The sequence below is a fragment of the Terrabacter sp. AAH1 genome, assembly GCF_054456855.1.
Map to the genome: position 1 here is coordinate 277,772 of NZ_JBTJJV010000001.1, position 24,887 is coordinate 302,658.

The following is a 24,887-nucleotide window of genomic DNA, read 5'->3' on the forward strand; positions in this document are numbered from 1 at the left end:
GTAGCAGCGTCCCAGAATCGGCAGGCGCACATAAGGGATCCGATCGCCGTCGACCGGATCCATACCAAGATTTTACCGTTGAAGGGGCAAGGAGGTGGGCGAATCGTCCCCGAATTGGGCCGCCTGCGGCCGTTGTGGAAGAATCAGTGCTTCGTGCCCGCACGGGGACGAGACCGCAGCACCCAAGGAGAGCCGACGATGAGCAAGCGCGCCCGCAAGCGCCGCTCCCGCAAGGGCAACGCCGCCAACCACGGCCGCAAGCCCAACGCCTGAGCCGCAGACGTCAAAGGCCCGCACCCGATCAGATCGGGGCGGGCCTTCGTCGTCTCCGTCGTCTCAGCGTGCGGCGGGGTCAGCCCCGGTCGACCTGGATCACCGTCATCGAGATGCGCGACATGATCGTCATGCGCAGCGCCTCGGGTGCCTGCTCGCACTCGCACGAGCGCTTGATCAGCGACTTGAGCGTCGTGTCGAGGTCGTACTCCTTGAGGCACGGACCGCACTCGTCGAGGTGCGCCTGGATCTTGGCGCACTCCTCCGGACCCAGCTCGCCGTCGAGGTACTCGTAGACGCGCAGCAGCGCCTCGGAGCAGTCCGTGCGCGCCTCGTTGCCGGGCGCGCCCGCCGTGTGCTCGTTCATGACCGGCTTCCTTCCGTGCCGTCGCCCGTGGCCCCGGCGGTGCCGCCAGAGCCGGCCGTGACGAAACCGCGGTCGGCGGCATACGCCGAGAGGAGCTCGCGCAGCTGGCGCCTCCCCCGGTGCAGGCGACTCATCACGGTGCCGATGGGCGTGTCCATGATCTCGGCGATCTCCTTGTAGGAGTAGCCCTCGACGTCGGCGAAGTAGACGGCGAGCCGGAACTCCTCGGGGATCGACTGGAGGGCGCGCTTGACGTCGCTGTCGGGCAGGTGGTCGAGCGCCTCCGCCTCTGCCGAGCGCAGTCCGGAGGACGTGTGCGACTCGGCTCGTGCCAGCTGGTAGTCCTCGATCTCGGCCGCGTCGGACTCGAGGGGCTGGCGCTGCTTCTTGCGGTAGCTGTTGATGTAGGTGTTGGTGAGGATGCGGTACATCCACGCCTTGAGGTTCGTGCCCGGCTTGTACTGGTGGAAGGCGGCGTACGCCTTCGCGAACGTCTCCTGGACCAGGTCCTCGGCGTCGCTGGGGTTGCGCGTCGTGCGCAGCGCGGCGCTGTAGAGCTGGTCGAGCAGGGGCATCGCCTCGCGCTCGAAGCGGGCCCGGCGGTCGGTCTCGCTCTCGGCGGCGACGTCGACGCTCGCGTCGGCCGCCTGCTGGGCGGCCGCCTCGTCGACGGGGGCTACCGTCGACGCCGCTCCCGGCTCGGCGAGCCGCAGGGCGGCACTGGGGTCGGTGTTCTTGTCCTTTGCCATCGCGGTCCAGCCTAGACCGGTGGGCTGGGAGTTCCGGCCGCGCTCGACGGGCCGGCCGTGCCAGGGCAGCGCGGGGGCTTCCTCGGGTGCGCGGGTGGGGCTCGTGACCATGCCTGCTGCAACGACCCCTAGCCGGGCAGCATTCCCGCGATGGAGGTCAGGGCCTGGGTCAGGGCGCTGCGCGAGCCCTTCGGGAAGCTGTGCGCGCCCGGGACCTCGACGAGCGTCGTGCCCCCGGGGAGGTGGGGACGGAGCTCGTCGGGGGTGCCGAACGTGTCGTTGGTGCCCTGCACGACCCAGGAGGGGTCGGGCGCGAGGGCCAGCTCATGGGCGCGCAGCTTGTGGGGCTGCCCGGGCAGGTGCAGGGGAAAGCTGAGCAGCAGGCCGGCGTCGGCCTCGAGCGGGCCCGCCGTGCGGCAGGCGACCCGGGCCCCGGCACTGCGGCCGCCGACGACGAGCGGCCTCGGCAGCCTGCCTCGGCCGTTGATGAGCGCCTCGACGATGGAGACCCAGGCCTCGTCGAGGGTTGGAGGCCGTCCGGCCACCCTCCGTCCGGCTACGAGCCAGGGCTGCTCCACGAGGGCAACGGCCCAGCCGGCGCCGAGGAGCACCTCGCGGGCGATGGCGAGGTCGATGGCACCGAGCCCTCCCCCGGCGCCGTGGCCCAGCACCACCGTGCCGCGCGCTCGGGTGGGTCGCTGCACGTGCGCCCGCCCGGGACCGCCGGGGGTCTCGATCACGCGGACCGTCGCCCTCGTCGGGCCGCTCACGCGCCGATCACCTCGCCGGTCATGGGGTCCACCACGCCCTCCAGCTCGGATGCCGGGACGGGCTCGACCAGGGTGGGACCGTTGTTGCCGGTGGACCCGACGGCACGACTCACCGGGTGGGCCTCGAAACGGCCCGGGTCGGCGAAGTCGAGCACGCCCTGGACGTAGCCGGGGTCCTTCTCGTCGGGGTCGAGCCACTGCTCCCACTGCCCGCGCTCGAGGACGAGGGGCTGCCGGTCGTGGATGCGGTCCATGCCGGGGTCGGCCGCGGTCGTGATGATCGTGAACGACGTGAGCCAGGCACCGGGGTCGCCGTCGGGCAGGTCCTTGTCGCGCCAGAACTCGTAGAGCCCGGCGAAGGCCACCGGGTCGCCGTCGGCGCGATGGATGAAGAACGGCTGCTTGCGCGGCTTGCCCTTGGCGTCGACGACCGTCGGTGAGACCTGCCACTCGTACCACCCCTCGGCGGGCACGATGCACCGCCGGGACAGGGCTGCCTTGGCGAAGGCGCCCTTGCCGAGCACCGACTCGGCCCGCGCGTTGGTCATGCGCAGCCCCATCTTGACGTCCTTGGACCAGGCCGGCACGAGACCCCACGTGAGCAGGCGCAGCTGGCGGGTCGGCTCGGCGCCCTCGTCGGGACCGTCGCTGCCCCGGGGACGCCGCGTCAGCACGACGGGCGCCTGCTTCGAGGGGGCCATGTTCCAGTCGGGCTCGCCGGCCGGTGGGTTCTGCGGGTTCTTGAGCACGCTGCGCGTGGGCTCGGCCGTGTGGTCCTCGTCGACGTCGAACGCCTCGATGAGCTCATCGGGCCGCGCGCTCGCGGCATACCTCCCGCACATGCGGCACAGCGTATGCCGCTGGGCCGACGAGGGCTCGGCACCGGTGGGCGCGGCCACCGGGGCCGTGGGTATGTCGATACCGTAGGTGTCCACAGGTCCACGATGGTCGCGACGCTGGAACGCGCCGCCGGCCAGAGGAGGAGTTCCGCATGATCGTCCGCCGTCTCGCCCGCCCGCTGCTCGCATCCGTCTTCGTCGCCGCCGGCGTCGACGCCCTGCGCCACCCCGCGGCACGCACCGACCAGGCGGCACACCTGCTGCAGAAGGTGCCCGGCCAGGTGCCGGGGGCCGAGGTCGCCGCGAAGGACCCCGACCTCTTCGTGCGGGTCAACGGCGCCGCGCTGCTCGGTGGCGGCCTGCTCCTGGCGACCGGACGCATGCCGCGCCTCGCGTCGACCGTGCTCGCTGCCTCCGTCGTGCCGACGACGGCCATCGAGCACGCGTTCTGGGACGAGACCGACCCGACGCGCAAGGCGCAGAGCCGCAGCCTCTTCCTCAAGAACGTCGGCCTGCTCGGCGGCCTGCTCCTCGCCGCCGTCGACACCGAGGGCAAGCCTGGCCTGGCCTGGCGCGCCCAGCACGCCACGAAGACCACGCGCCGCGAGGCGCGGCACGCCAAGCAGACCGCCAAGCGCGAGGCCCGCCTCCTCGCCCATCGAGCACAGGACGTCGTGAGCTGAGTTGAGTCCCGCTGATCCATCGCCCCGGTCCCCCTCCCCGACCGGTGTCGCCGCAGGCGACACCCTGACGGCCGAGCCGGACTGGGCGGCGCCGCTGGCCCCCGGACCGCTCGACGCGACGGTCGCGCTGCCGGGCAGCAAGTCCCTGACGAACCGCTATCTCGTGCTGGCCGCGCTGGCCGGCGACCGCTCGCGCCTGCGGGCGCCGCTGCGCTCGCGCGACACGCTGCTCATGGCCGACGCGCTGCGGTCGCTGGGGGTGCGCATCGACGACGTGGCCCCCGAGGGTGAGTCGGCAGCCGGCACGGCCGGGGCCGTGCCCGACTGGCTCGTCACGCCGCCCGAGACCCTCACCGGGGGTGTCACCGTCGACTGCGGCCTCGCCGGCACGGTCATGCGCTTCCTGCCCGCGGTGGCTGCGCTCGCCGACGGGCCGGTGCGGCTCGACGGCGACCCCCAGGCGCGGGTGCGACCGATGGGCCCGGTCATCGACGCGCTGCGCGCCCTCGGCGCCGAGGTCGACGACGAGGGCGGCTGCCTGCCCCTGACCGTGCACGGGCGGGGCCGCCTGCGCGGCGGGTCGGTCACCATGGACGCGTCGGCGTCGTCGCAGTTCATCTCGGCACTGCTGCTCGCGGGCGCTCGCTACGACGAGGGCGTCACGGTGCGCCACGACGGCAAGCCGGTGCCCAGCGAACCGCACATCCTCATGACCGTCGAGACCCTGCGCGACGCGGGGGCCATCGTCGACGACAGCGAGCCGAACACGTGGCGGGTGGAGCCGTCCGAGATCAACGCCCTCGACGTCTCGGTCGAGCCCGACCTCTCCAACGCCGGCCCGTTCGTCGCGGCCGCCCTTGTCGCCGGTGGCACGGTGCGGGTTCCCGGGTGGCCACAGCACACGACCCAGGCCGGCGACCTGCTGCGCGAGATCCTCGACACGATGGGCGCCGACGTCCGGCTCGACCGCTCCGGGCTCACGGTGGTGGGCAGCGGCGAGCTCGTCGGCATCGACATCGACCTGCACGACGCCGCGGAGCTGACGCCGACCGTGGCCGCCCTGGCCGCCCTGGCGTCCACGCCCACGTGGATCCGTGGTGTCGCCCACATCCGCGGGCACGAGACCGACCGCCTCGCGGCACTGACGACCGAGCTCAGCGGACTGGGCTCGCACGTGACCGAGACCGACGACGGCCTTCGCATCGCCCCCGCCACCCTGCACGGTGGCCGGTTCCGCAGCTACCACGACCACCGGATGGCCACTGCGGGCGCCATCATCGGCCTGCGCGTCCCGGGCCTCGAGGTCGAGGACATCGGCACCACCCGCAAGACGCTGCCCGACTTCGTGGGCCTGTGGCGCGGGATGCTCGACGGCTCAGCGCCCGTGGTGCTGTCCCGATGAGCTGGCGGGACCTCGACGAGGGAGACGTCCGGGTCCGCCCGAGCCGCAAGGGATCGAGGCCCCGCACCAAGGAGCGTCCCGCCCATGCCGACGCCGTCGTCGCGATGGTCATCGGCGTCGACCGTGGCCGTTACACCTGTCTCGTGCCGAAGGGCGCGCTCGGCAAGAAGGAGCCCGAGCGGGTCGTCACGGCAATGAAGGCGCGGGAGATCGGTCGGACCCGCGTCGTCGTCGGCGACGACGTCGCACTGGTCGGCGACCTCGCCGGTGGCCCCGACGCCCTCGCCCGCATCGTCCGCATCGAGGAGCGCCGCTCCGTGCTGCGGCGCACGGCCGACGACACCGACCCCTACGAGCGCATCATCGTCGCCAACGCCGACCAGCTCGTCATCGTCACGGCCCTTGCCGATCCCGAGCCGCGCCCGCGCATGGTCGACCGGTGCCTCGTCGCGGCCTACGACGCCGACCTGGAGCCGCTGCTCGCCCTGACCAAGGCCGACCTCGTCGACCCGGCGCCGTTCCTCGCCAACTACGCCCCGCTCGAGGTCGAGCACGTCGTCACCTCTCGCACCGCCGACGGCTTCACCGGCCTCGAGGACCTGCGGGAACGCCTGTCGGGCAAGGTGTCGGTGCTCGTCGGGCACTCGGGCGTCGGCAAGAGCACGCTCGTCAACGGCCTCGTCCCGGGCGCCCTGCGTGCGACCGGGGTCGTCAACGACACGACCGGCCGCGGCCGACACACGTCGACGAACGCCGTCGCTCTGCGGCTGCACGGCGCCGACGGTGCCGACGACGGCTGGGTCATCGACACGCCCGGCATCCGCTCGTTCGGCCTGGCCCACATCGACGTCGACCGCATCATCGACCACTTCCCCGACCTCGCCGCCGGCACCGACGAGTGCCCCCGCGGCTGCACGCACGACGAGGAGGAGTGCGCCCTCGACGCCTGGGTCGCCGACGGCCACGCCGGCGCCGCCGGCCCGTCGCGGTTGGCCTCGCTGCGGCGTCTGCTGTCGAGCCGGTCGGGCGAGGAGCACTGAGCCGCAGCGGCATACGGCTCCTCGGTCGGCGTGCATGACGATCCGGAGAAGGCGCGCCCGTATGCCGGGTGCTCCCCGCCCGCTCGCCGGGCGATGCCGCTAGGTTGACCCGGTGACCTCCTACGACGACGACCTCCGTCTGGCCCACGTCCTCGCGGATGCCGTCGAGCGGGTGACCATCGCGCGCTTCCGGGCCGCCGACCTCGTCGTCGAGAGCAAGCCCGACCTCACTCCCGTGACCGACGCCGACCGCGCCGCCGAGGAGCTCGTGCGGACGCAGCTCAAGCGCACGAGGCCCCGCGACGCCGTCGAGGGCGAGGAGTTCGAGACCACCGGTCACGGACCACGCCGCTGGATCATCGACCCCATCGACGGCACGAAGAACTTCGTGCGCGGCGTGCCCGTCTGGGCCACGCTGATCGGCCTCGTCGTCGACAACAAGCCGGTGCTCGGGCTCGTGTCGGCACCTGCCCTGCAGCGGCGCTGGTGGGCGGCGACCGGGTCCGGGGCGTGGACCGGGCGGTCCCTGTCGTCGGCGCGGCGGATGTCGGTGTCGCAGGTCGGCCGGCTCGGCGACGCGTCGCTGTCGTACTCGTCGCTCGCCGGGTGGCGGGTGCGCGGACGCCGCGACGACTTCCTCGACCTCATGGACGACTGCTGGCGCACCCGCGCCTACGGCGACTTCTGGTCCTACATGCTCGTCGCCGAAGGGGCCGCCGACATCGCGGCGGAGCCCGAGCTGGCGGTGCACGACATGGCAGCCCTCGTCGCCATCGTCGAGGAGGCCGGCGGCCGGTTCACCGGACTCGACGGTCGCGACGGCTGCTGGAGCGGCAACGCCCTGGCGACGAACGGGCTGCTGCACGACGAGGTGCTGAGCCGCATCGGGATGCCCTCCGAATGAGCGGCCCGGCAGCGAGCTCCACTCTGCGACAGGGGTTGTCGACGTGAACGGCACCGACACAGCAGGCCCCGCCACGTCGGTGCGCGCGGCCACCGCAGGCGACGTGCCCACCCTCGCCGCCGTCGCCGCGGCCACGTTCGTGCTCGCGTGCCCGCCCTCGATGTCACCGGAGCGCGTGGACGCCTTCGTCTCGGAGGTGCTCTCGGCCGAGCGCTTCACGGCCTACCTGGCCGCCCACGACCGCCACCTGCTGCTGGCCGAGCGCGACGGCTCCGCCCTCGGCTACGCCATGCTCGTCGTCGGCGAGCCGGCAGACGAGGACGTGCGGCATGCCATCCGCCTGCGCCCCACGGTCGAGCTGTCGAAGATCTACGTCCTGCCCGAGGCCCACGGCACCGGGGCGGCAGCCCTGCTCATGCAGCGCGCCCTCGAGTGGGCCCGCGCCGCAGGGGCCGCTGGGGTGTGGCTCGGCGTCAACCAGCAGAACGAGCCGGCCCAGCGCTTCTACGCCAAGAGCGGCTTCGAGCGCGTCGGCACCAAGCGCTTCCTCGTGGGTGGGATCCATGAGGACGACTACGTCATGGAACGCACCCTGACGCCCCTCCCCTGACCGAACGCTGCGTTCGGTGGCGAACGCCGTGTTCTACCAGCGCTTTCGCCACCGAACGCGGCGTTCGGCGAGGGTTCAGAGGTCAGGCGTCCTGGACGACGGTGACGTCGCCGAGGCCGAGCCGCTGCAGCGCCTCGAGGTGCTGCGAGGCGTCACCGACCATGACGATCGTCCAGCCCGCGCCGGGTGCACCGGCGGCGATGCCGGCCCCGTCGGCGAACCGGGCGTAGGCCGCGTCGACACGGGCCCGGTCGACCGTGACGAGGTCGCGCAGGTTCGCTGTCGTGAACTCGGTGGTGCGGCCGTCGAGCGCCATGCCGACGGCCTCGTCGGCGATCGTGTCGGCGGTGGCGTAGCGGCCGGGAGCCGTCTTCGCGATGAAGTCGACGCCGGAGCGGACCTCCTTGTCGCTGAAGCCGTCCCGTCCGCTCTCGAGGATCTCGACGAGCAGCCGCAGCGACTCCGCCGTCGAGTCGGCACGCACCGACCCCGACGTGAGGAACACCCCCCCGCGCCGGCGTGGACGGAAGCTCGACCGGATGCCGTAGGTGTAGCCCTTCTCCTCGCGCAGCACGGCGTCGACGCGTGCGTTCGGCGAGCCACCGAGCACGAAACCGAGGACCGGGTACGGCGCCCAGCCTCCTTCGACGGACCGGTCGGGCCCCGGCGCGCCGATGACGAACTCCGTCTGCACCGAGCCGGGCCGCGAGACCAGCACGATGCGTCCGCGGTCGGGGGCCAGCGAGGCTGCGTGGTCGAGGTGCCGCGGTCGGTCCACGGGCCCCTTCCGCCAGCCACCGAGGGCCGACTCGACGAGCGCCGGGACGTCGAGACCCTCCAGGTCGCCGGCGACGACCGCGGTCACGCCCGAGGCGACGACGTGGCTCTCGTGGAACGCTGCGACGTCGTCGCGCGTGATCGCCTGGACGGTCTCGCGGGAGCCGCCCGTGGGCCGCGACGACCGGTCGTCGGCGGCGTAGAAGGTGCGGACGAACTCGAGCCCGGCGCGGTGGGCCGCCACGGAGCGCTCCTGCTCGATCTCCGCCAGGCGGGTGCGCACCTGCCTCGCGACCTCGGCCTGCGGGAACACCGGCTCGGTGAGGATCTGGCGCAGCAGGTCGAGCGCCGGCTCGAGGTTGCTCTTGACGACGTCGAGGTCGATGGAGAGGCCGGCATCGGCCATGCCGGCACCGAAGCTGACGCCCTTGCGCTCGAGCAGCCGCGCGAACTCCTCGGCCGTGTGGTTCGCCGTGCCCTCGTCGAGCGTGCGGGCCATGATCGAGGCCACGCCCTCCCGTTCGCGCGGCTCGTCACGCAGCGACACGGGCAGTCCGAGTCGCACCGACAGCACGTACTGCCCGGGCACGTCGTAGGTGATGAGCCGCAGACCGTTCGGGAGGTCGTGCTCCTGCCCCTCCGGGAAGCTCCACGGCTCGGGCGGGGCCACCACGGGGCGGGCGACGGCGGTCATGCGGCCTCCTCCGAGTCCTTGCCAGAGTTGTTGCCAGAGTTCTTGCCGGAGTCCTTGCCGGAGTCGCTGTCGTCGCTCGAGTCGTCCGGCTCCTCGGCGGGCACGCCGGGGTCGGCGAGGTAGCGCACCACGGCGCGCGACTGCGGGTCGAGCCACGCGGCAGCGGCGTCGCGGGCCTGCTCGCCCGTCACAGCGCGGATCCGCTCGACGAACGTGTTGACGTATGCCGGGTCGCCCGACAGCAGCGCGTGGTGGCTGATGTGGTCGGCGCGCTCCTCGATGCTCGCGAGGGCGCTCAGCCACGAGCGCTCGGTGTCGGCGATGACCGACTCCAGCTCGGCGGCATCCGGCCCCTCGGCGATGAAACGATCGATCTCCTCGCAGACCGCGGCCTCGACCTGCTCGACGTCGGCGCCCACGGAGACGTCGACGGTGATCGTGCCGAGGCCGACCCCGTCGACGAGACCCATGGTCCAGCCGCCGACGGCCACGGCCGTCTCGTCGGTGCGCACCAGGCGGCGCACGAGCCGCGAGCTGGCCAGCCCACCGAGCACGTCGACGGCCACCTGGCAGGCGAGGTAGTCGGGCGTGGTGTCGACGGGCAGCCGGAAACAGACGTAGATGCGGTCGTTGGGCACGTCCCCGACGCGGTCGAGGCGGACGGGCTCGGAGAGCGGCGGCAGCTGCTCGAGCCGCTCGCGTGTCTGCAGCTCGATGGGCGGCAGGGGTCCGAAGTACTTCTCGGCCGCGGCGAAGCCCTCGTCCGGGGTCACGTCGCCGACGAGGGTGAGCACCGTGTTGTTGGGACCGTAGTGCGCCCGGTAGAAGGCGTGGACGTCTTCGAGGGTCGCCGCGTCGAGGTCCTCCATGGAGCCGATCGTCGGATGGTGGTACGGGTGCCCCTCGGGGAAGACCGTGGCGTAGATGTCGATGAGCGCCTTGCCGTAGGGCACGTTGTCGTAGCGCTGGCGCTTCTCCTCCTTGACGACGTCCCGCTGGTTGTCGAGGTTCTCCTGCGTGACGGCGTCGAGCAGGTGGCCGTGGCGGTCGGCCTCGAGCCACAGCGCGAGGTCCATCGCGCCCGTAGGCACCGTCTCGAAGTAGTTCGTCCGGTCGAACCAGGTCGTCGCGTTGAGCCGCGCGCCCTCGTCCATGAGCGCAGAGAAGTGCTCGCCCGAGGCGACGTTGCGGCTGCCCTGGAACATGAGGTGCTCGAAGAGGTGGGCGAAGCCGGTGCGGCCCGGGCTCTCGTGGCGGCTGCCGACGCCCACCCAGAGGTTCACCGCGACGTTGGGCACCGTGTGGTCCTCACTGACGATGACGCGCAGGCCGTTGGCGAGCGTGCGCTCGACGAGGGGATACGAGATCGCTGTCACGGGCTCGACCCTATGCGACGAAACGGTGACGAACGGCAGGTGCGCCACTGCTGGGGCCACCGGCAGTGCACAATGCTCTCCGCCGCATCCGGCACAGAACCTTCACAGGAAGCACCGTCATCACATGAGCGAGCACACTCCCGCCGAGCAGGCGACCCCCGGGACGACGTCGGGAGCCGTCGTCCCGCCGGCACCCCAGTCCGGCACCAGCACGCACGAGACCGCCACCCCCGCGGCCGAGCCCTCCAAGCGGGCCGCCCTGGTCAAGCGGTTCGGCGGTGCGTTCCTCGCGATCATCGCCTTCTTCGCCTTCCGCGCCTTCACGGCGGACGACGGCACGCACGGCATCAAGTCCGGTGAGTGCGTCGCAGCCGTCGGCACCGACGACTTCAAGAAGGTCGACTGCACGGACTCGACGTCCTTGGGCACGGTGACCTTCATCCAGACCGACACGGCGACCGACGAGTCCTCGGCGATGACCCTGTGCGAGAAGCACGGCGCCCAGGGGGCGTTCACCAGCGCCGCCAGCGAGGGCGGCAAGGGCACCGTCGTCTGCGTCGCCGACCCGAAGTAGGCGCGCGAGCGTTCACCTCGTGACCAGCGCCCCTGCCGACCGCCGTCGGCAGGGGCGCTGTCATGTCCAGCACACTTGACCAATCAATGGTTATGTTTCGCGCCGATAGCATCACTTCGCGCTATGGTTGGTTCATGGCTGCATCCGGCGACCGCGACGACCTGCTGGCCGCGATCCGGGAGAGCGTGATCGGCGACGACCACGTCATGGTCGGCCCCTACGGGCCGCGCCGGGTCACGTACGCCGACTACACGGCATCCGGCCGCGCGCTCTCGTTCATCGAGGACTTCATCCGCGACGAGGTGCTCCCGCGCTACGCGAACACCCACACCGAGAGCTCCGGCACCGGCCTGCAGACCACGCGGCTGCGCGAGGACGCCCGGCGCACCATCCGCGACGCCGTCGGCGGCGACGAGGACACCGTCGTCGTCTTCGCCGGCTCCGGTTGCACCGGGGCGATCGACAAGCTCGTCGGCATCCTCGGCCTCCGAGTGCCCTCGAACTTCGAGGACCGCTGGCACGCGAGCGCGCTCGTTCCCGCAGACGAACGGCCCGTCATCTTCATCGGTCCCTACGAGCACCACTCGAACGAGGTCATGTGGCGCGAGTGCGTCGCCGACGTCGTCGTCATCCCGCAGGACCTCGACGGGCACGTCGACCTCGACGTCCTGCGCGAGCGCCTGACGGCATACGCGCACCGGCCCCTGCTCATCGGCTCCTTCTCAGCCGCGAGCAACGTCACTGGCATCGTCACCGACACCGACGCGATCTCGACGCTGCTCCACGAGCACGGCGCCCTCGCCTTCTGGGACTTCGCCGCGGCGGCGCCCTACGTCGACATCGAGATGTACGGCCGCGGCGGGCGCGGCGTGGCCCACCCGGCGGCATACAAGGACGCCGTCTTCCTCAGCCCCCACAAGTTCATCGGCGGGCCCAGCACCCCGGGCGTGCTCGTCGTCCACCGTGAGCTGATGACCAACCGGGTGCCCGACGTGCCCGGCGGCGGCACCGTCAGCTACGTCAACCCCGCCGACCACGACTACGTCACCGACCCCGCCCACCGTGAGGAGGGCGGCACGCCCGCCATCATCGAGGCCATCCGGGCCGGGCTCGTCTTCAAGCTCAAGCAGGCGGTCGGCGTCGAGACGATCCGGGCCCGCGAGGACCGGTTCCTCCGGCGAGCCGTGGAGGCGTGGCAAGCGGAGCCGTCCATCGAGATCCTGGGCAACCTTGAGGCAGAGCGGCTCTCGATCGTGTCGTTCGTCGTCCACGCCGCTGCTGGGCGCTACCTGCACCACAACTTCGTCGTGGCGGTGCTCAACGACCTCTTCGGCATCCAGGCCCGCGGCGGCTGCTCCTGCGCCGGCCCCTACGGCCACTACCTGCTCGGCATCGACCTCGAGAGGTCCCACGAGTTCGAGCGCGAGATCGGCCGGGGCTGTGAGGGCATCAAGCCCGGCTGGGTGCGGGTCAACTTCAACTACTTCATCTCCGACGTCGTCGCCGACTACGTCATCGAAGCCGTGCGCCTCGTCGCGCGCGAGGGCTGGCGCCTGCTCGACGACTACGACTTCGAGCCCGCCACGGGGCTCTGGAGGCACCGCAACGGCCCCGTCGAGCCGCCCCTGCGACTCGACCGGATCGGCTTCGAGCAGGGGCGCCTCACCTACCCCGCCCAGCTCGAGCGTGCGGGCGAGGAGGCGCTCGCGGGCTACCTCGACGAGGCCCGGGCGATCCTGGCGGCGGCCGAGCCGAAGCGCTGCGACGAGGCGCACGTCAACGTCGACTTCGACCACCTGCGGTGGTTCGAGCTGCCCGTCACCAGCCTGTCGCGCTGAACGCCTGCGTGTGGACGTCCGCGCTCGAGACGTCGATGCAGCAGGACGTGGCGCACCCGCCCGGGCACCCTGCTCTCCGGCCGGTCACCCGCCGGGCAGAGCACGTCGGTGGTCGACGAGATCCTCGAGGACCTCACCGACCCGCGCCACGAGCGAGACGTGGCCGACCCCCTCGAGCAGGTGAGACCGCGCCCCGGGCACGTGCGCGACGAGCCACTCGCCGTGGGCTGCGGGCACCATGAGGTCCTCACGGCCCTGCCACACCGCCACAGGCACGCTGAGCGACGCCACGTCGAAGCCCCAGTCGTCGCAGAACGCGAGGTCGTCCTCGACCCACCCCTGCGGGCCGACCCTGACCGCCTCGCGCCCGGAGGCGGCGACGTAGTCCGCGAGCGGGCCCTCCAGCGCCCGGAGGTCAGACGCGCTGAGCAGACCACCGAGCGCCTCCACGACCTGCTCCCCGGTGACGTGCCGGAACGACCGCGCCATCTCCTCGACGGCGGGCACGAGCGCCTCGCGTCCCCGGAAGGCCAGTGAGAACTCCTCGACGTTGTCGTCGCCCATCCCGGCCAGGAAGTCGAGGTCCGGCTGACGCGAGGGGGCGGCGCCGGCGATGGTCGCCGCCCCGAGGCAGCGGTCCGCGAGCAGCGCGGCGCACGCCAGCGCGTGCGGCCCACCTCCCGACCACCCGATCGTCACGAACTCGTCGAGTCCCAGGGCGTCGAGCACCACGGCACTGTCCGCGGCGGCATCGGCGACCGTGCGCCCAGGTCGCGGCGTGCTCGCGCCGTAGCCGGGGCGGCTGTAGGTCACCCAGCGCAGTCCCGACGTGCGCGCGGCCTCCATCGCAGCCGGCCACGGCACCGCGCCGCCCGGGGTGCCGGAGTGGTAGAGCAGCGGTAGCCCGTCACCACCTGCGTCGAGCACGTCGAGGGAACGTTCGTCGGGCGTCGTGACCGTGCGGGTGCCGGCGTCGGCGTGGGGGTGGCCCATCCGCCCACGCTAGAGGGTGGAAACGGGTACGTCCGAGCATCGCCACGTGGGGTCGTGCTGTCCTCGGCGCAGCATCCGTGACCGCGGCGTTGGATCCCTTGCTCCAGACGTGTCGAGCCAGAGGAAACACGAAAGGCCCCCACACTGTGGGGGCCTTTCGTCACCGCGCGATGCGCTGTTAGTAGCGGGGGCAGGATTTGAACCTGCGACCTCCGGGTTATGAGCCCGGCGAGCTACCGAGCTGCTCCACCCCGCGTCGGCAAGAGCAACGTTACGCGAAACCTCCCGCAGGACCAAATCGAGGTGACGACGCGCCCTCTGCACGCGACCCGACAAGCGAAACGGGCTGCGGCAGCACGCGATTCGCGTGCTGCCGCAGCCCGTTGGCGACGGGTCGGCGTCAGGGGCCGGCCGTCGGGGTCGACTTCGGCGACGCGTCGACCGCGCGCTTCAGGGCGTCCTTGAGCTTCGTCTGGGCCTGGCCGTACGCCGCGAAGTCGCCACGCTTCAGCGCTGCCTCACCCTCGGCGTACGCCGCCTCGGCGTCCTGCAGCGCCTTCGACAGGGCCGCCGCGTTCGGCGCGCCCGTGGCCGGTGGCGCGGTCGGGGTGCCCGTCTGCGTCGGCGTCGGGGTGGGTGCCGGCGGCGTCGGGGTCGTCCCGTTGTCACCGGCCTGCGCACCCGAGGAGCCACCGAAGAGGTCGTTGAGGGCCGCATCCAGGGATCCGGCCCAGGCGATCTTGTCGCCGAAGGCGACCGCCACCGCGGAGAGACGCGGGTAGGTGCCGGACCCGCTGGACTGGGCACGCACGTAGATCGGCTGCACGTAGAGCAGTCCCCCACCGACCGGCAGGGTCAGCTGGTTGCCGAAGATGACGCTCGCGCCGGTCGACGACGTCGTCGAGATGAACTGCGCCAGCGTGAGCTGCCGGCCGAGCGAGGCGTCGTTCGAGGTCACCGTGGACGTGCGCATGTCGTTGTAGACCTGGCCGGGACCCGTGGACCCGCCGTTGGTCTCGAGCAGCCGCATCTTGCCGTAGTTCGGCGACTTCTTGCCCGTCTCGGAGCCGGCGTCACCGTCGACGGCGAGGAACCCCGACAGGACGTTGCGGTCTCCCGTGGGGATGAAGGTCGACGTGAGCGAGAAGGCGGGCGCCTGCTGGCCCGGCATGGCCAGCGACAGGTAGTACGGCGGCTGGAGCAGGTCCTGCCCGGACTGCGTCGGGTCGTCGGGCACCCGCCAGAAGTTCTGGCCTCCGTAGAACGAGGCGGCGTCGCGGTCGTGGTACTTCTCCAGCAGGGTGCGCTGGACCTTGAAGAGGTCCTCCGGGTAGCGCAGGTGCGACATGAGCGAGCCCTTGATCGTGCTCAGCGGCTGGACCGTGCCCGGGAAGATCGACATCCACGCCTTGAGCACGGGGTCCTTCTCGTCCCACTGGTAGAGGGTGACGGTGCCGTCGTACGCATCGACCGTCGCCTTGACCGAGTTGCGCACGTAGTTGACCTGTCCGGCCTGCACGGCACGCACCGAGTTGCGCGTGCTCGTCACGGCGTCCTCGGTGGCGGTGTCGAGGGTCGTCGTCTCGGAGTACGGGTAGTTCGACGAGGTCGTGTAGCCGTCGAGCACCCACAGCACCCGGCCGTCGACGACCGCGGGGTACGCGTTGCCGTCGAGCGTGAGCCACGGCGCGACGCGCTGGACACGGTCCCGAGGGGTGCGGTGGTCGAGGATGCGCGACCCGTCGCTCACCTGGTCGGAGAGGAGGAAGTTGATCTCGCGGTACTTCACGGCATACGCGAGGCGCTTGGCGGCGTCGAGCGGGACGCCGCCCGTGCCCTTGTAGGTGTAGCTGATCTGGCCCGTTCCTTGCGGGTCCGGGTAGTCGAACTCCTTGTTGGCGCCGACGATGGAGTACTCCGGCGAGCTCTCGCCGAAGTAGATGCGCGGCTCGTACTTGCCGAGCGCGCCCTCGCTGCCGATCTGCGACTCGAAGAAGCTGGGCCGCCCGTCGGTAGTGCGCGTGTTGCCCTTGGCCGCGACGACGCCGTAGCCGTGCGTGTAGACGGTGTGGTCGTTGAGCCAGTTGCGCTGCCCGTCGGGCACGCCGCTGAGGTCGAGCTCGCGCGCCGCGATGACGGTGTCCTGGGACTTGCCGTCGATCTGGTAGCGGTCGACGTCGAGCACGTCGGCGAACTGGTAGTAGCCCTTGCTCGCCTCGAGCTGCTTGAAGGTGGGGCTCACGACGTTGGGGTCGATGAGGCGGATGCCCGGGACCGTCGCCGCGTCGTTGCGCAGCGCGTTCTGGGTGGCGACGCTCTTCGTGTCGTAGGGCTTGACGTCGATCTGGTCGAAGCCGTAGGCCACCCGGGTCGCGTCGATGTTGCGCTGGATGTAGGGCACCTCGAGCGACTTCTCGGAGGGGCGCACCTTGAGGGACTGCACGAGTGCCGGGTAGATGCCACCGACCGCGACGACGATGACGGCCAGGACCGCGACGCCCACGAGTGGCAGGCGCCACGAGCGCGTCCAGATCGTCGTGAGGAACATGATCGCGCACATCACCGCGGCGACCGCGAGGATGCCCTTGGTCGGGATGATCGCGTGCGACTCGGTGTACTGGATGCCGGTGATCTTCGTCGACTGGGCCGTTGCCAGGTTGTAGCGGTCGACCCAGAAGGCGACGGCCCGGACGAGCACGAGGGCCGCCGCGATGGCCGACAGGTGCACGCGCGCGGCGTGCGTCGAGCGCATCTTGTTGCCGGCGACGATGCCGCCGTAGAGGTAGTGCGTGAACGCGGCGGTGATGAAGCCGATGACGAGGATCATCGTCAGGAAGGCGACGACGAAGTTGACCCACGGCAGGTCGAAGACGAAGAAGCTGACGTCGAGGCCGAACTCGGGGTCGCTCGTGCCGAACGGGTTGCTGTTGCGCCACAGCAGGAACGTGTCCCACTGCGTCGCCGCCGAGAGGCCGGCGAAGAGCCCGACGGCGAGCGGCGCGGCGACGGTGGCGGTGCGACGCATCGGCTCGACGAGCTGGCGGTAGTGCTCCATCGCCTGCGTCTCGGGCGACGGCGCGTAGATCGGCCGGCTGCGGAAGGCGATGTGGATGCTCGACCACACCATCGCCGCCGTGAGGAGGCCACCGACCACCCCGAGGAGCAGCTTGGTGACGAGCTGGGTGGTGAAGACGCCGGAGAAGCTGACCGACTGGTACCACAGCACCTCGGTCCAGAACTGTGCCGCGATGGCGATGACCACCAGCAGGGCGGCGGCCACCACGAGGGCGGTGACGAGCGGGCGCCGGGTCGGCGGCAGCGTTGCCGCCTCCGCACGCCGGGGCGCGCCGGAGTCGTCGTCGTTGAAGTTGCCCGGCGGGGGGCCGAAGTTGCTGTCGCTCACGTGGCGTGCCTTGGGTGCGAGGGCGGGCAGGTGGTCGGGCGGACCCGGTGGCGGCCACCTCGGGCCGCCTGCGGCAACCATAACCCGCGCTCGCCGCGAGCCCGCGGGGCGATACCGCACCGTGACCCGCGCCCGCGTACTCATCCACCCCTACGCGCGTACGCGTCCACCGACCACGCGCGTACGCGTCCACCGACCACGCGCGTACGCGTGCACCACCTGCGCACGTACGTGCCGACCGGCCACCCCGCGCCATACGGCAGCATGGAGGCGTGAACGCGCAGCCCGTCATCGACCCCCTCGCCATCGCCGCCCTCGACACCGAGCGCCACGTCGCGGCCAGCGGCTGGGACCAGCCGGCCCGGCTCTTCGCGCTCGTGCGCACCGCCGACCTGCTCGAGCGCGAGCCCCAGCTGCGCGACCAGATGGGCCCGGCCGACCTCGCCGAAGGGGCCCTCACCGCGGTCGAGCAGGAGGGCCTGCCGACGACGAGCTCGCTCGAGACGCTGCTCGGCCGGCTCGCGTGGCCCGACGAGGTCGACGGCTGCGCCTTCGCCATCGAGCGCATGGTCGTGCCGCCGGAGGCCGAGCGCGACCTGCCCACGCGCGGCGACGACGCGGTCGACCACCTGGCCGCGCACCCGGACCGCAAGGACGTGCGCCTCGTCGTGGCTGTCCTGCGCGACGGCTCGTCGATCTGCCTGCTGCGCCAGCGCGACCACGACTCCGACGACGCCGTGGCGACGGGCAGGGACATCGCGCCCGGACTCGTCGAGGCGCTCAAGGCCACCTTCGAGGACTAGCCCGAGGCCGGGCCCGCGAGAGCCTCCGATGGTGCGGCGCCCCTCGGGCACGTCTCAGCAGCGCGGCAGCGAGCCCGTCTGTCCCTTGGCCACGGCCTCGACCGCCGCGCGGGCGTCGTCGAACGTGCCGACCTTGAAGACGTCGAGCCCGTCGGGCACGTGCCCGACCACCTCGTCGCAGTTGTCGGCCGGGGCGAGGAAGAACTCGGCGCCGTCGGCGCGGGCACCGGCGAGCTTCTGGTGGATGCCACCGATCGGCCCGACCTTGCCCTCGTCGTCGATGGTGCCGGTGCCGGCGATCTGACGCCCACCCGCCAGCGGGCCCGGCGTCAGCTTGTCGTAGATGCCGAGCGAGAACATCAGGCCGGCGGACGGACCACCGATCGCGCCCGCGTCGATCTTCACCGTGGCCGGGAAGTCGTGGTCGAGGCCGAGCAGCACGCCGAGCGCGGTGCGGCCCTGCTGACCCTCGATCGTCGGGACCTCGAGCTGCTGCTCCTTGCCGGCGCGGGTGATCGTGAGCGACACGGTGTCGCCCGGCCGCGACTTCTGCAGGGCGTCGCGGACGGCCTGCGTCGTCGTGATCGCCTCGCCGTCGATCTCGGTGATGCGGTCGCCGACCTTGAGCAGGTCCTTGGCCTTCGAGGCGTCGGTGAGGCCGGCGACGGCGATGTGGGTCGGCACGTCCTTGCCGATGGCGCGCAGTGCCACGGCGGTCGCCTCCTCCTGCGACCCCTCCATCTGGATCGCGTTCTCCTCGGCGACCTGCTCCTTGGTGACCTGGGGGTCGAAGATGTCGTCGACCGGGAAGACGTCGCGCGCCGGGTCGACCCACGCCTGCAGCACGTCCCAGGCGTCGACGGGGTAGCCGGGGCCACCCTCGACGCGGACCGTCGTGAAGCGCAGCGCGCCGTCGGTGGGGTAGGTCGGCAGGCCGGTGATCGAGATGATCGGGGTCTTCTTGCCGTCGCCGGACGCGCCGAGGGTGTCCTGCGTCGGACCCGGGCTCATGACGGCATACGGCAGGTGGACCACGGAACCGACGACGGCGATCACGAGGAAGAGGAAGAAGGCCGCGAGCACGGCCTTGTTGCCGCGGGTGAGGGTGCCCCGGCCCTCGCCCTCGAGGAGCTCGGCCCGGGTGGGCAGCGCCGCGTCGCTCGCCTGCTCGGGCACGCGCTTGATCGTCTTCACGGCAGGCCCACCCACTCGTCGGCGCCGTCGGCGAACTGCTGGTGCTTCCAGATCGGGATGGTCGCCTTGAACTCGTCGATCAGCTGGCGGCACACCTCGAAGGCCTCGCCGCGGTGCTCGGCGCTCACCCCGACGACGACCGCGATGTCGCCGACCTCGAGGTGACCCACCCGGTGCACGACAGCGATGCGCACGACCCGGCCGTCGGCCGCGATCCGCTCGGCGAGCGCCCGTGCCGTGTCGGCCGCCTGCGGGTGGGCGGAGTAGTCGAGGTGAGTCACTGCCCTGTCGCCGCGGGCTGCCCCACCCTCGCCCGCGGCGGCCTCCGACGGAGCGGGGGCGGCAGGGGCGTCGTGGTCGCGCACGGTCCCGACGAAGAGGCAGGTCCCGCCCGCGCGCGGGGAGGAGACGCTCGCGAGCACCTCGTCGACCGACAGAGGCGTCTCACGGATCTCGGCAAGGGTGACCGTCACGCGGGCAATCGTATGCCGCTGAGGGGACCGTCGCGCCCGGCGAGCCCGTCGGGCGACACCCCACCGGGGAACCAACGGGGTCGATCCGTGGTTGTCTTGGATGAGCGGCCGTGTGGCCGGCACGACACCATTTCGAGTGGGGATGAGCAGGCATGGCCGACGACCGCGGACGCGGTGACGACAACCGCAGCGACCGGGACGACGAGCACCCGGACACCCCGGAGCCCCGGGACGAGCAGCAGCCTCAGGAGCCCGAGCGCGCTCCCGGCGACTCCCCCTTCGGCCTGCCGTTGAACCGGCCCGCATCCGGCGGCGCCGGTTCTGGGTCGGTCGGTCCCGGCGGCATGCTCCCCGACCTCGGCGGGATGGACGCCTCCGACCTCGGGGCGATGCTCGAGAAGGTGCTCGGCGAGGCTGCCGAGAACCCCGAGCTCGCCGAGGCGATGCGCTCGATGGGCGTGGACCCGAGCGACCCTGCGACGCAGGCCGCCATGCGGGCCCAGCTCGGCACGTTCATGGCCGCCCAGCAGTCCCCGACCGGTTCGCGTGACCTCGCCACCGAGGTCGCCCGCCGGCACGTGCTCGCCGTCGAGGGCAACGACGTGCACGACGACGCGGCCTCGCGAGCCGTGCACGACGCCGTCGCGGTCGCGACGCTCTGGCTGGACGAGCAGACCACCCTCGACTCCCCGTCGTGGCGGGCCACCGGCCTCAGCCGCGCGGAGTGGGTCGACGCGACGATGCCGCGCTGGTTCGAGCTGATCGAGCCGGTGTCCGACGGAGTCACGGCCGCGACGTCCGACGCCATGCGCAAGCAGGTGGGCGAGCTGGGGCCCGAGGCCTTCGGCGAGGCGCTGCCCGAAGGCCTGCCCCCCGGCTTCGACCCGCAGCAGATGGTCGAGCAGTGGGCGCCGATGCTCGGCAACCTCAGCCGCCAGATGTTCTCCGCCCAGCTGGGCCAGGCGGTCGGGACCCTCGCCACCGAGGTGGTCAGCGGGACCGAGGTCGGCCTGCCCCTCACCGAGCCGGGCCTCGTCGCCCTGCTGCCCGGCAACGTGACACAGCTGGCCGAGTCGCTCGAGCTCGACGTCGCCCAGGTGCGCCTCTACCTCGCCGTGCGCGAAGCGGCCCGCGTGCGCCTCTTCTCCCAGGTGCCGTGGCTCGGGCCCCAGCTGCTCTCGGCCGTGTCCGACTACGCCCGCAACATCACCATCGACACCGAGGCCATCGAGTCCGCGCTGTCGACGATCGACCCGTCCGACCCGGAGGCCCTGCGCTCGGCCCTGCAGGGCAACCTCTTCCGGCCCCAGCCCACCGCGGCCCAGCGCACGGCCCTCGGCCGCCTCGAGACGCTGCTCGCCCTCGCCGAGGGGTGGGTCGACCACGTCACCGACCGCGCGACGGCGGCACACCTCCCGCAGTCGGCGGCGCTGGCTGAGACCATCCGGCGCCGCCGGGTCGGCGGCGCAGCCCAGAAGACCTTCGCCGGCCTCGTCGGCCTCGAGCTGCGGCCGCGTCGCCTCCGTGACGCCGCGAACCTCTGGGCCGCGCTCGAGAGCGCCGGCGGCCAGGGCTTGCGGGACGGCCGCTGGGACCACCCCGACCTCGCGCCCACCTCGGCCGACCTCGACGACCCCATCGGGTTCGTCGAGCGGGCCACCGGCGGTGCGACAGGCGGCCGGTCCACCGATGCCGACCTGGGCGATGGCCTGGGCGATGGCCTGGGCGATGGACTGGGCGACGACCTCGGCGCAGGTTTCGGTGACGACCTCGACTCGGTGCTCAAGGGGATCCTCGACGAGGCCGACCGCGAGCGCGGTGGCGGGAAGCCGACGACGCCCGAGGGCGACGGGCCGGGCGAGCCCGGGCGCCCCGGCGACATCGGCAACCACGACGAGCCCGGCGACACCGGCGACCCCGGCGAGCCCGGCGACCCCGACGACCCCGACGACCCCGGCGAGACCAGGTGACGGCGGCGACGGGTCCTGCCTGGCAGGTGCTGCACGACGACGCCGTCGCGCGCCTCGAGGCGTGGGTGGCCCCCGACGCCGAGCAGGAGCGGCTACGCCTCACCTACCTCGAGCACCTCCGCGCCCACCCCGACGCGGTGAGCAAGGCCGGTCCCCCGGCCCACCTCACGGGGAGTGTGATCGTGCTCGACGAGACCGGGCAGTCGGCGCTGCTGACCCTGCACCGGCGTGCCCGGCAGTGGTTCCAGTTCGGCGGGCACTTCGAGGCCGGCGACGAGTCCGTCTGGGCGGCGGCGACCCGCGAGGCCCGCGAGGAGTCCGGCATCCCTGACGTGACGGCCCTGCCCGAGATCGTGCAGCTCGACCGGCACGTGCTGGACGGCGACTTCGGCACCTGCCGGGAGCACCTGGACATCAGGTTCGCCGCCGTCGCGCCCCGCTCCGCCTCGACGGCCGTCAGCACCGAGTCGGTCGACGTGCGCTGGTGGCCGGTCGACGCCCTCCCTGAAGGCACCCGCGACGAGCTCGAGCCGCTGGTCTCGGCTGCGGTCCGCGCCATCCGTGCCCGCGCCTGAGCGGGACAGAACGCCCATATCGCCCATGGGGGCGCACCGCCGAGTGTGATCTGCGTCATGCTCCGCTCCCACGACACGCCGTGCACGCCCTCGCAGACCGGTGTCCGAGCCAGCGTTGTCGTGCCCTGACCGGTGTGGCGCAGGCACGGGGTGCGCAGCGGCGCCGCGGACCACGGACGCACGGTCAGTGACGGCACAGGGGCTCGCAGGCCGTGCCGCGCGGGCAACGGAACAGCGCGCCGGGAGGCTCGGCGGACGGACGCCAGGAGCCTCGCTGCGGCCGCCCGAGCCGGCCGGATGGCATACGGCCGCGGCGACCGGGCGACGAGGCGCCGGGGTCAGTCGTCGCTGAGGTCGAGCCCTGCGGCGGCCGACACGCCCTGGAGGTAGCCACGCGCGCGCTCGAGCCGTGGGTAGCCACGCAGCAGCTCCCAGAACTCAGGGCCGTGCCCGGGCTGCAGCAGGTGTGCGAGCTCGTGCAGCAGCACGTAGTCGACGACCCAGCCCGGCATGCCACGGAGCTTGTCGGACAAGCGGATCGAGCCCTCGGTGGGGGTGCACGAACCCCAGCGGGAGTTCTGGTTGCTCACCCACCGCACGCTCGACGGCACCGCCCGGCCGCCGAGGTGGTCACGGGAGAGCGTGAGCGCCCGCTGCTGGAGGTCGCCGTCGCTGCGCTGCCGGCGCTGCTCGGACGCCGCGACGCGAGCGACCATGGTGCGCACCCACTCGCCCTCCTCGGCCTGGCTCATGCGAGCCGGGACGAGCACGACGAGCCGCCCCTCCTGCCGGTAGGCGGACACCGTGCGGCGGCGCTTGGCGCTGCGGCGGACCTCGACGGTGACACCGTCGACCACGGTGTGCACCACCTCGCGCCGCGTCGTCGCCATGAGGGCAGGTTAAGCCAGCCGACCGACAACGGGGCGCAGCACGACACCGACACGTCCGGCAGCGCACGGCATACCCCATTTCGGGAGGCCACGCCAAGCGGGGATGAGCATGATTTCGTGCTCAGCGTGCTCTAGGGTTGAACGAGTCGAGGCGCCCGTCGGATGGGCGCCAGCAACAAGGAGACACCAATGGCTGACGAGACCTACAAGGGCGAGTTCTACTGCGTGAAGTGCAAGGAGAAGCGCGAGGCCGAGGGCAAGGTTGTCGTGTCCGACAACGGCCGTCGCATGGCCAAGGGCCAGTGCCCCGTCTGTGGCACGAACCTCAACCGCATCCTGGGCAAGGCCTGACAAGGTCACGCCGGCGTCGCTGACGCCGCAGATCGAGGGGGGCGGGACCACACGGTCCCGCCCCCCTCGTGCGTCCCCGGGTGGCCGCAGCGACCTGTGGACGACCGCGGCGGCCGCGCGCGTGCTGCTGCGAACCTGACGACCGAGGGTGGTGCCGCAGCCGGCGCCACCGGGTCAGGAGGTCCGATGTCTGCTGCCGTGCCGCCACATCCCCGAGTGCCCGTGTGGCTCCGGCCCCTCACGCGACGTCAGGGTGAGGTGCAGTTCGGGGTGCTGCCCGACGGGCCAGTCGTCGAGGGCATCACGAGCGCCGAGGCCGCCCTGCTGGCACGCCTGGACGGCGCGCTGCCCCTTGCCGCCACCGACCGCATGGCGGCGGAGGCCGGCGTCCCGGTGGACCGGTGGCGGGCCCTGCTCGGGCTGGCTCACGACCTCGGCGTCCTCGTCGACCGTGCGGGCGACCGCGAGCCCTCGAACACGGAGCGGCCGGCTCGCGTGGTCGTCGACGGCTCCGGGCACCTCGCCGCCGAGATCGTGGCCGCCCTGGTGTCGAGCAACGTCGGGGTGGTGCACGGACGGGCCGCCCTCGACCGGGCGACGGCCTCCCCCGACCGACCCCGCCCCGACCTCGTGGTGCTCATCGGCTCTCCCCTCGTCGACCCCCGTCGTGGCGACCTCTGGCTGAGGCACGGCGTGCCGCACCTCCCGGTCGCGCCGGCCGGGCCCCGCACGACCATCGGCCCGCTCGTTCTGGCCTCACGCGACGCCCCGTGCCTGTGGTGCCTCGAACATCACCGCGCCGACCGCGACGACGCGTGGCCCACGGTGATCACGCAGGCGACACCACCGCGGCATGTCGCGCTGGCGGGACCTCCCGACGGCGTGCACGAGGCCCTGCCACCCGGCCTGGCGCAGATCGTCGTCGGCACGGTCACGCTCCTCGTCACGGGCGTGCTCGAGGGGCACCCACCGCCGCCGGGCGTCTCCGTCGAGGTGAGCCTGCCCTGGCCGCGCATGGACCACCGCCGCTGGCCCACCCACCCACTGTGCACGGCACACCCCGCCTCTGCACGAACGGCCGGTGCCTCGCCGAGGCTGCCGGAGGCATCACGAGGTCTGCTCCGGCCGTCCGACGAGGCCCTCCGCCCCGGCGCCTGAGACACCCTGCATCGGTCTCTCGACTCGACGGCTGAACCGCTCGACGGGACGTCCCGGATCGAACGCCTGGACGCGTGCCATCACGCATCACGGCGTGCACGACATAGAGTCGGGTGCGGGAGCGAGCCCAGACGTGGCGCGCCCCGTTCGTCGTCGCCCTCGTGCCGCGAGGTCGACGTCG

Annotated in this window: 24 protein-coding genes and 1 tRNA gene; 13 read left to right on the forward strand and 12 right to left on the reverse strand. The window is 72.3% G+C overall.

Annotated features, from left to right (window positions below):
- Positions 1-198 precede the first annotated feature (198 nt).
- Positions 199-273 carry a 50S ribosomal protein bL37 gene (locus ACXR8F_RS01280; protein ID WP_369791897.1) on the forward strand — a complete coding sequence of 25 codons (75 nt, stop codon included), beginning with the start codon at positions 199-201 and terminating at the stop codon, positions 271-273.
- Between the two features lie 79 nt (positions 274-352).
- On the opposite strand, the gene rsrA is transcribed toward ACXR8F_RS01280, so the two are convergent.
- The 4 genes from rsrA to ACXR8F_RS01300 all read right to left on the reverse strand — a co-directional run bounded on the left by rsrA (position 353) and on the right by ACXR8F_RS01300 (position 3,001).
- Positions 353-640, reverse strand: a complete 288-nt coding sequence (rsrA, locus tag ACXR8F_RS01285; RefSeq protein ID WP_045191324.1) for a mycothiol system anti-sigma-R factor — start codon at positions 638-640, stop codon at positions 353-355.
- Positions 637-1,389, reverse strand: coding sequence for a sigma-70 family RNA polymerase sigma factor (locus tag ACXR8F_RS01290; RefSeq protein WP_082080949.1), 753 nt, complete (start codon positions 1,387-1,389; stop codon positions 637-639). The genes rsrA and ACXR8F_RS01290 overlap by 4 nt, the downstream gene beginning before the upstream one ends.
- 128 nt (positions 1,390-1,517) lie before the next feature.
- Complete coding sequence (locus tag ACXR8F_RS01295; protein ID WP_458798438.1) at positions 1,518-2,159, reverse strand: alpha/beta hydrolase family protein; 642 nt, start codon at positions 2,157-2,159, stop codon at positions 1,518-1,520.
- Positions 2,156-3,001: an SOS response-associated peptidase gene (locus tag ACXR8F_RS01300; protein WP_458798824.1), complete on the reverse strand. Its 846-nt coding sequence runs from the start codon at positions 2,999-3,001 to the stop codon at positions 2,156-2,158. Before ACXR8F_RS01300 ends, ACXR8F_RS01295 begins: the two co-directional genes overlap by 4 nt.
- A 149-nt stretch (positions 3,002-3,150) precedes the next feature.
- Here ACXR8F_RS01300 and ACXR8F_RS01305 point away from each other — a divergent pair, with 149 nt between their 5' ends.
- From ACXR8F_RS01305 to ACXR8F_RS01325, 5 genes are all read left to right on the forward strand, one after another.
- Positions 3,151-3,681, forward strand: a complete 531-nt coding sequence (locus ACXR8F_RS01305; RefSeq protein ID WP_458798439.1) for a DoxX family membrane protein — start codon at positions 3,151-3,153, stop codon at positions 3,679-3,681.
- 1 nt (position 3,682) lies between these two features.
- Positions 3,683-5,083, forward strand: coding sequence for a 3-phosphoshikimate 1-carboxyvinyltransferase (gene aroA / locus ACXR8F_RS01310; protein WP_458798440.1), 1,401 nt, complete (start codon positions 3,683-3,685; stop codon positions 5,081-5,083).
- On the forward strand, positions 5,080-6,123 hold the full coding sequence (gene rsgA, locus ACXR8F_RS01315; RefSeq protein WP_458798441.1) for a ribosome small subunit-dependent GTPase A: 1,044 nt from the start codon (positions 5,080-5,082) through the stop codon (positions 6,121-6,123). Before aroA ends, rsgA begins: the two co-directional genes overlap by 4 nt.
- Before the next feature lie 112 nt (positions 6,124-6,235).
- The gene (gene hisN / locus ACXR8F_RS01320) at positions 6,236-7,027 is read left to right on the forward strand and encodes a histidinol-phosphatase (RefSeq protein WP_458798442.1); all 792 of its coding nucleotides are present in this window, start codon (positions 6,236-6,238) and stop codon (positions 7,025-7,027) included.
- Between the two features lie 43 nt (positions 7,028-7,070).
- Positions 7,071-7,637: an N-acetyltransferase family protein gene (locus tag ACXR8F_RS01325; protein ID WP_458798443.1), complete on the forward strand. Its 567-nt coding sequence runs from the start codon at positions 7,071-7,073 to the stop codon at positions 7,635-7,637.
- A gap of 82 nt (positions 7,638-7,719) precedes the next feature.
- On the opposite strand, the gene ACXR8F_RS01330 is transcribed toward ACXR8F_RS01325, so the two are convergent.
- Together ACXR8F_RS01330 and ACXR8F_RS01335 are read right to left on the reverse strand one after the other, a co-directional pair.
- On the reverse strand, positions 7,720-9,108 hold the full coding sequence (locus ACXR8F_RS01330) for a M16 family metallopeptidase (protein ID WP_458798444.1): 1,389 nt from the start codon (positions 9,106-9,108) through the stop codon (positions 7,720-7,722).
- Positions 9,105-10,484 carry a M16 family metallopeptidase gene (locus tag ACXR8F_RS01335; protein ID WP_458798445.1) on the reverse strand — a complete coding sequence of 460 codons (1,380 nt, stop codon included), beginning with the start codon at positions 10,482-10,484 and terminating at the stop codon, positions 9,105-9,107. Before ACXR8F_RS01335 ends, ACXR8F_RS01330 begins: the two co-directional genes overlap by 4 nt.
- 124 nt (positions 10,485-10,608) lie before the next feature.
- On the opposite strand from ACXR8F_RS01335, the gene ACXR8F_RS01340 reads away from it, so the two are divergent.
- Positions 10,609-11,058, forward strand: coding sequence for a hypothetical protein (locus ACXR8F_RS01340; RefSeq protein WP_458798446.1), 450 nt, complete (start codon positions 10,609-10,611; stop codon positions 11,056-11,058).
- Positions 11,059-11,192: 134 nt separating this feature from the next.
- Positions 11,193-12,896: an aminotransferase class V-fold PLP-dependent enzyme gene (locus ACXR8F_RS01345; RefSeq protein ID WP_458798447.1), complete on the forward strand. Its 1,704-nt coding sequence runs from the start codon at positions 11,193-11,195 to the stop codon at positions 12,894-12,896.
- Between the two features lie 84 nt (positions 12,897-12,980).
- On the opposite strand, the gene ACXR8F_RS01350 is transcribed toward ACXR8F_RS01345, so the two are convergent.
- From ACXR8F_RS01350 to ACXR8F_RS01360, 3 genes are all read right to left on the reverse strand, one after another.
- Entirely contained in the window at positions 12,981-13,889 is a 909-nt protein-coding gene (locus ACXR8F_RS01350) for an alpha/beta fold hydrolase (protein WP_458798448.1), read from the reverse strand.
- Positions 13,890-14,071: 182 nt separating this feature from the next.
- Positions 14,072-14,145: transfer RNA gene (locus ACXR8F_RS01355), tRNA-Met, on the reverse strand.
- Positions 14,146-14,289: 144 nt separating this feature from the next.
- Positions 14,290-17,292 carry a UPF0182 family membrane protein gene (locus ACXR8F_RS01360; protein WP_458798449.1) on the reverse strand — a complete coding sequence of 1,001 codons (3,003 nt, stop codon included), beginning with the start codon at positions 17,290-17,292 and terminating at the stop codon, positions 14,290-14,292.
- Between the two features lie 272 nt (positions 17,293-17,564).
- On the opposite strand from ACXR8F_RS01360, the gene ACXR8F_RS01365 reads away from it, so the two are divergent.
- Positions 17,565-18,095 (forward strand): PPA1309 family protein, encoded by a 531-nt coding sequence (locus ACXR8F_RS01365; RefSeq protein ID WP_082081153.1) that lies wholly within the window; start codon positions 17,565-17,567, stop codon positions 18,093-18,095.
- Between the two features lie 54 nt (positions 18,096-18,149).
- On the opposite strand, the gene ACXR8F_RS01370 is transcribed toward ACXR8F_RS01365, so the two are convergent.
- The gene (locus ACXR8F_RS01370; protein ID WP_458798450.1) at positions 18,150-19,289 is read right to left on the reverse strand and encodes a YlbL family protein; all 1,140 of its coding nucleotides are present in this window, start codon (positions 19,287-19,289) and stop codon (positions 18,150-18,152) included.
- A complete protein-coding gene (locus ACXR8F_RS01375; RefSeq protein WP_458798451.1) occupies positions 19,286-19,762 on the reverse strand; it encodes a molybdenum cofactor biosynthesis protein MoaE in 477 nt (158 codons plus the stop codon). The genes ACXR8F_RS01370 and ACXR8F_RS01375 overlap by 4 nt, the downstream gene beginning before the upstream one ends.
- A 152-nt stretch (positions 19,763-19,914) precedes the next feature.
- Between ACXR8F_RS01375 and ACXR8F_RS01380 the strand changes: the two genes are divergently transcribed.
- Together ACXR8F_RS01380 and ACXR8F_RS01385 are read left to right on the forward strand one after the other, a co-directional pair.
- Entirely contained in the window at positions 19,915-21,732 is a 1,818-nt protein-coding gene (locus tag ACXR8F_RS01380) for a zinc-dependent metalloprotease (protein WP_458798452.1), read from the forward strand.
- Positions 21,729-22,307, forward strand: coding sequence for an NUDIX hydrolase (locus tag ACXR8F_RS01385; RefSeq protein WP_458798453.1), 579 nt, complete (start codon positions 21,729-21,731; stop codon positions 22,305-22,307). Before ACXR8F_RS01380 ends, ACXR8F_RS01385 begins: the two co-directional genes overlap by 4 nt.
- A gap of 338 nt (positions 22,308-22,645) precedes the next feature.
- On the opposite strand, the gene ACXR8F_RS01390 is transcribed toward ACXR8F_RS01385, so the two are convergent.
- Positions 22,646-23,197, reverse strand: coding sequence for a YgjP-like metallopeptidase domain-containing protein (locus ACXR8F_RS01390; RefSeq protein ID WP_458798454.1), 552 nt, complete (start codon positions 23,195-23,197; stop codon positions 22,646-22,648).
- A 189-nt stretch (positions 23,198-23,386) separates the two neighbouring features.
- Here ACXR8F_RS01390 and ACXR8F_RS01395 point away from each other — a divergent pair, with 189 nt between their 5' ends.
- Together ACXR8F_RS01395 and ACXR8F_RS01400 are read left to right on the forward strand one after the other, a co-directional pair.
- Positions 23,387-23,548, forward strand: coding sequence for a DUF5679 domain-containing protein (locus ACXR8F_RS01395; protein WP_020143053.1), 162 nt, complete (start codon positions 23,387-23,389; stop codon positions 23,546-23,548).
- 186 nt (positions 23,549-23,734) lie between these two features.
- A complete protein-coding gene (locus tag ACXR8F_RS01400) occupies positions 23,735-24,706 on the forward strand; it encodes a hypothetical protein (protein WP_458798455.1) in 972 nt (323 codons plus the stop codon).
- Positions 24,707-24,887: the final 181 nt, after the last annotated feature.

Excerpts from the sequence above, each read along its gene's own strand:
- rsrA (WP_045191324.1), bottom strand. The coding sequence starts at position 640 with ATGAACGAGCACACGGCGGGCGCGCCCGGCAACGAGGCGCGCACGGAC.
- ACXR8F_RS01290 (WP_082080949.1), bottom strand. The coding sequence starts at position 1,389 with ATGGCAAAGGACAAGAACACCGACCCCAGTGCCGCCCTGCGGCTCGCC.
- ACXR8F_RS01300 (WP_458798824.1), bottom strand. The coding sequence starts at position 3,001 with ATGTGCGGGAGGTATGCCGCGAGCGCGCGGCCCGATGAGCTCATCGAG.
- ACXR8F_RS01305 (WP_458798439.1), top strand. The coding sequence starts at position 3,151 with ATGATCGTCCGCCGTCTCGCCCGCCCGCTGCTCGCATCCGTCTTCGTC.
- rsgA (WP_458798441.1), top strand. The coding sequence starts at position 5,080 with ATGAGCTGGCGGGACCTCGACGAGGGAGACGTCCGGGTCCGCCCGAGC.
- ACXR8F_RS01330 (WP_458798444.1), bottom strand. The coding sequence starts at position 9,108 with ATGACCGCCGTCGCCCGCCCCGTGGTGGCCCCGCCCGAGCCGTGGAGC.
- ACXR8F_RS01340 (WP_458798446.1), top strand. The coding sequence starts at position 10,609 with ATGAGCGAGCACACTCCCGCCGAGCAGGCGACCCCCGGGACGACGTCG.
- ACXR8F_RS01345 (WP_458798447.1), top strand. The coding sequence starts at position 11,193 with ATGGCTGCATCCGGCGACCGCGACGACCTGCTGGCCGCGATCCGGGAG.
- ACXR8F_RS01350 (WP_458798448.1), bottom strand. The coding sequence starts at position 13,889 with ATGGGCCACCCCCACGCCGACGCCGGCACCCGCACGGTCACGACGCCC.
- ACXR8F_RS01380 (WP_458798452.1), top strand. The coding sequence starts at position 19,915 with ATGGCCGACGACCGCGGACGCGGTGACGACAACCGCAGCGACCGGGAC.
- ACXR8F_RS01390 (WP_458798454.1), bottom strand. The coding sequence starts at position 23,197 with ATGGCGACGACGCGGCGCGAGGTGGTGCACACCGTGGTCGACGGTGTC.
- ACXR8F_RS01395 (WP_020143053.1), top strand. The coding sequence starts at position 23,387 with ATGGCTGACGAGACCTACAAGGGCGAGTTCTACTGCGTGAAGTGCAAG.
- ACXR8F_RS01400 (WP_458798455.1), top strand. The coding sequence starts at position 23,735 with ATGTCTGCTGCCGTGCCGCCACATCCCCGAGTGCCCGTGTGGCTCCGG.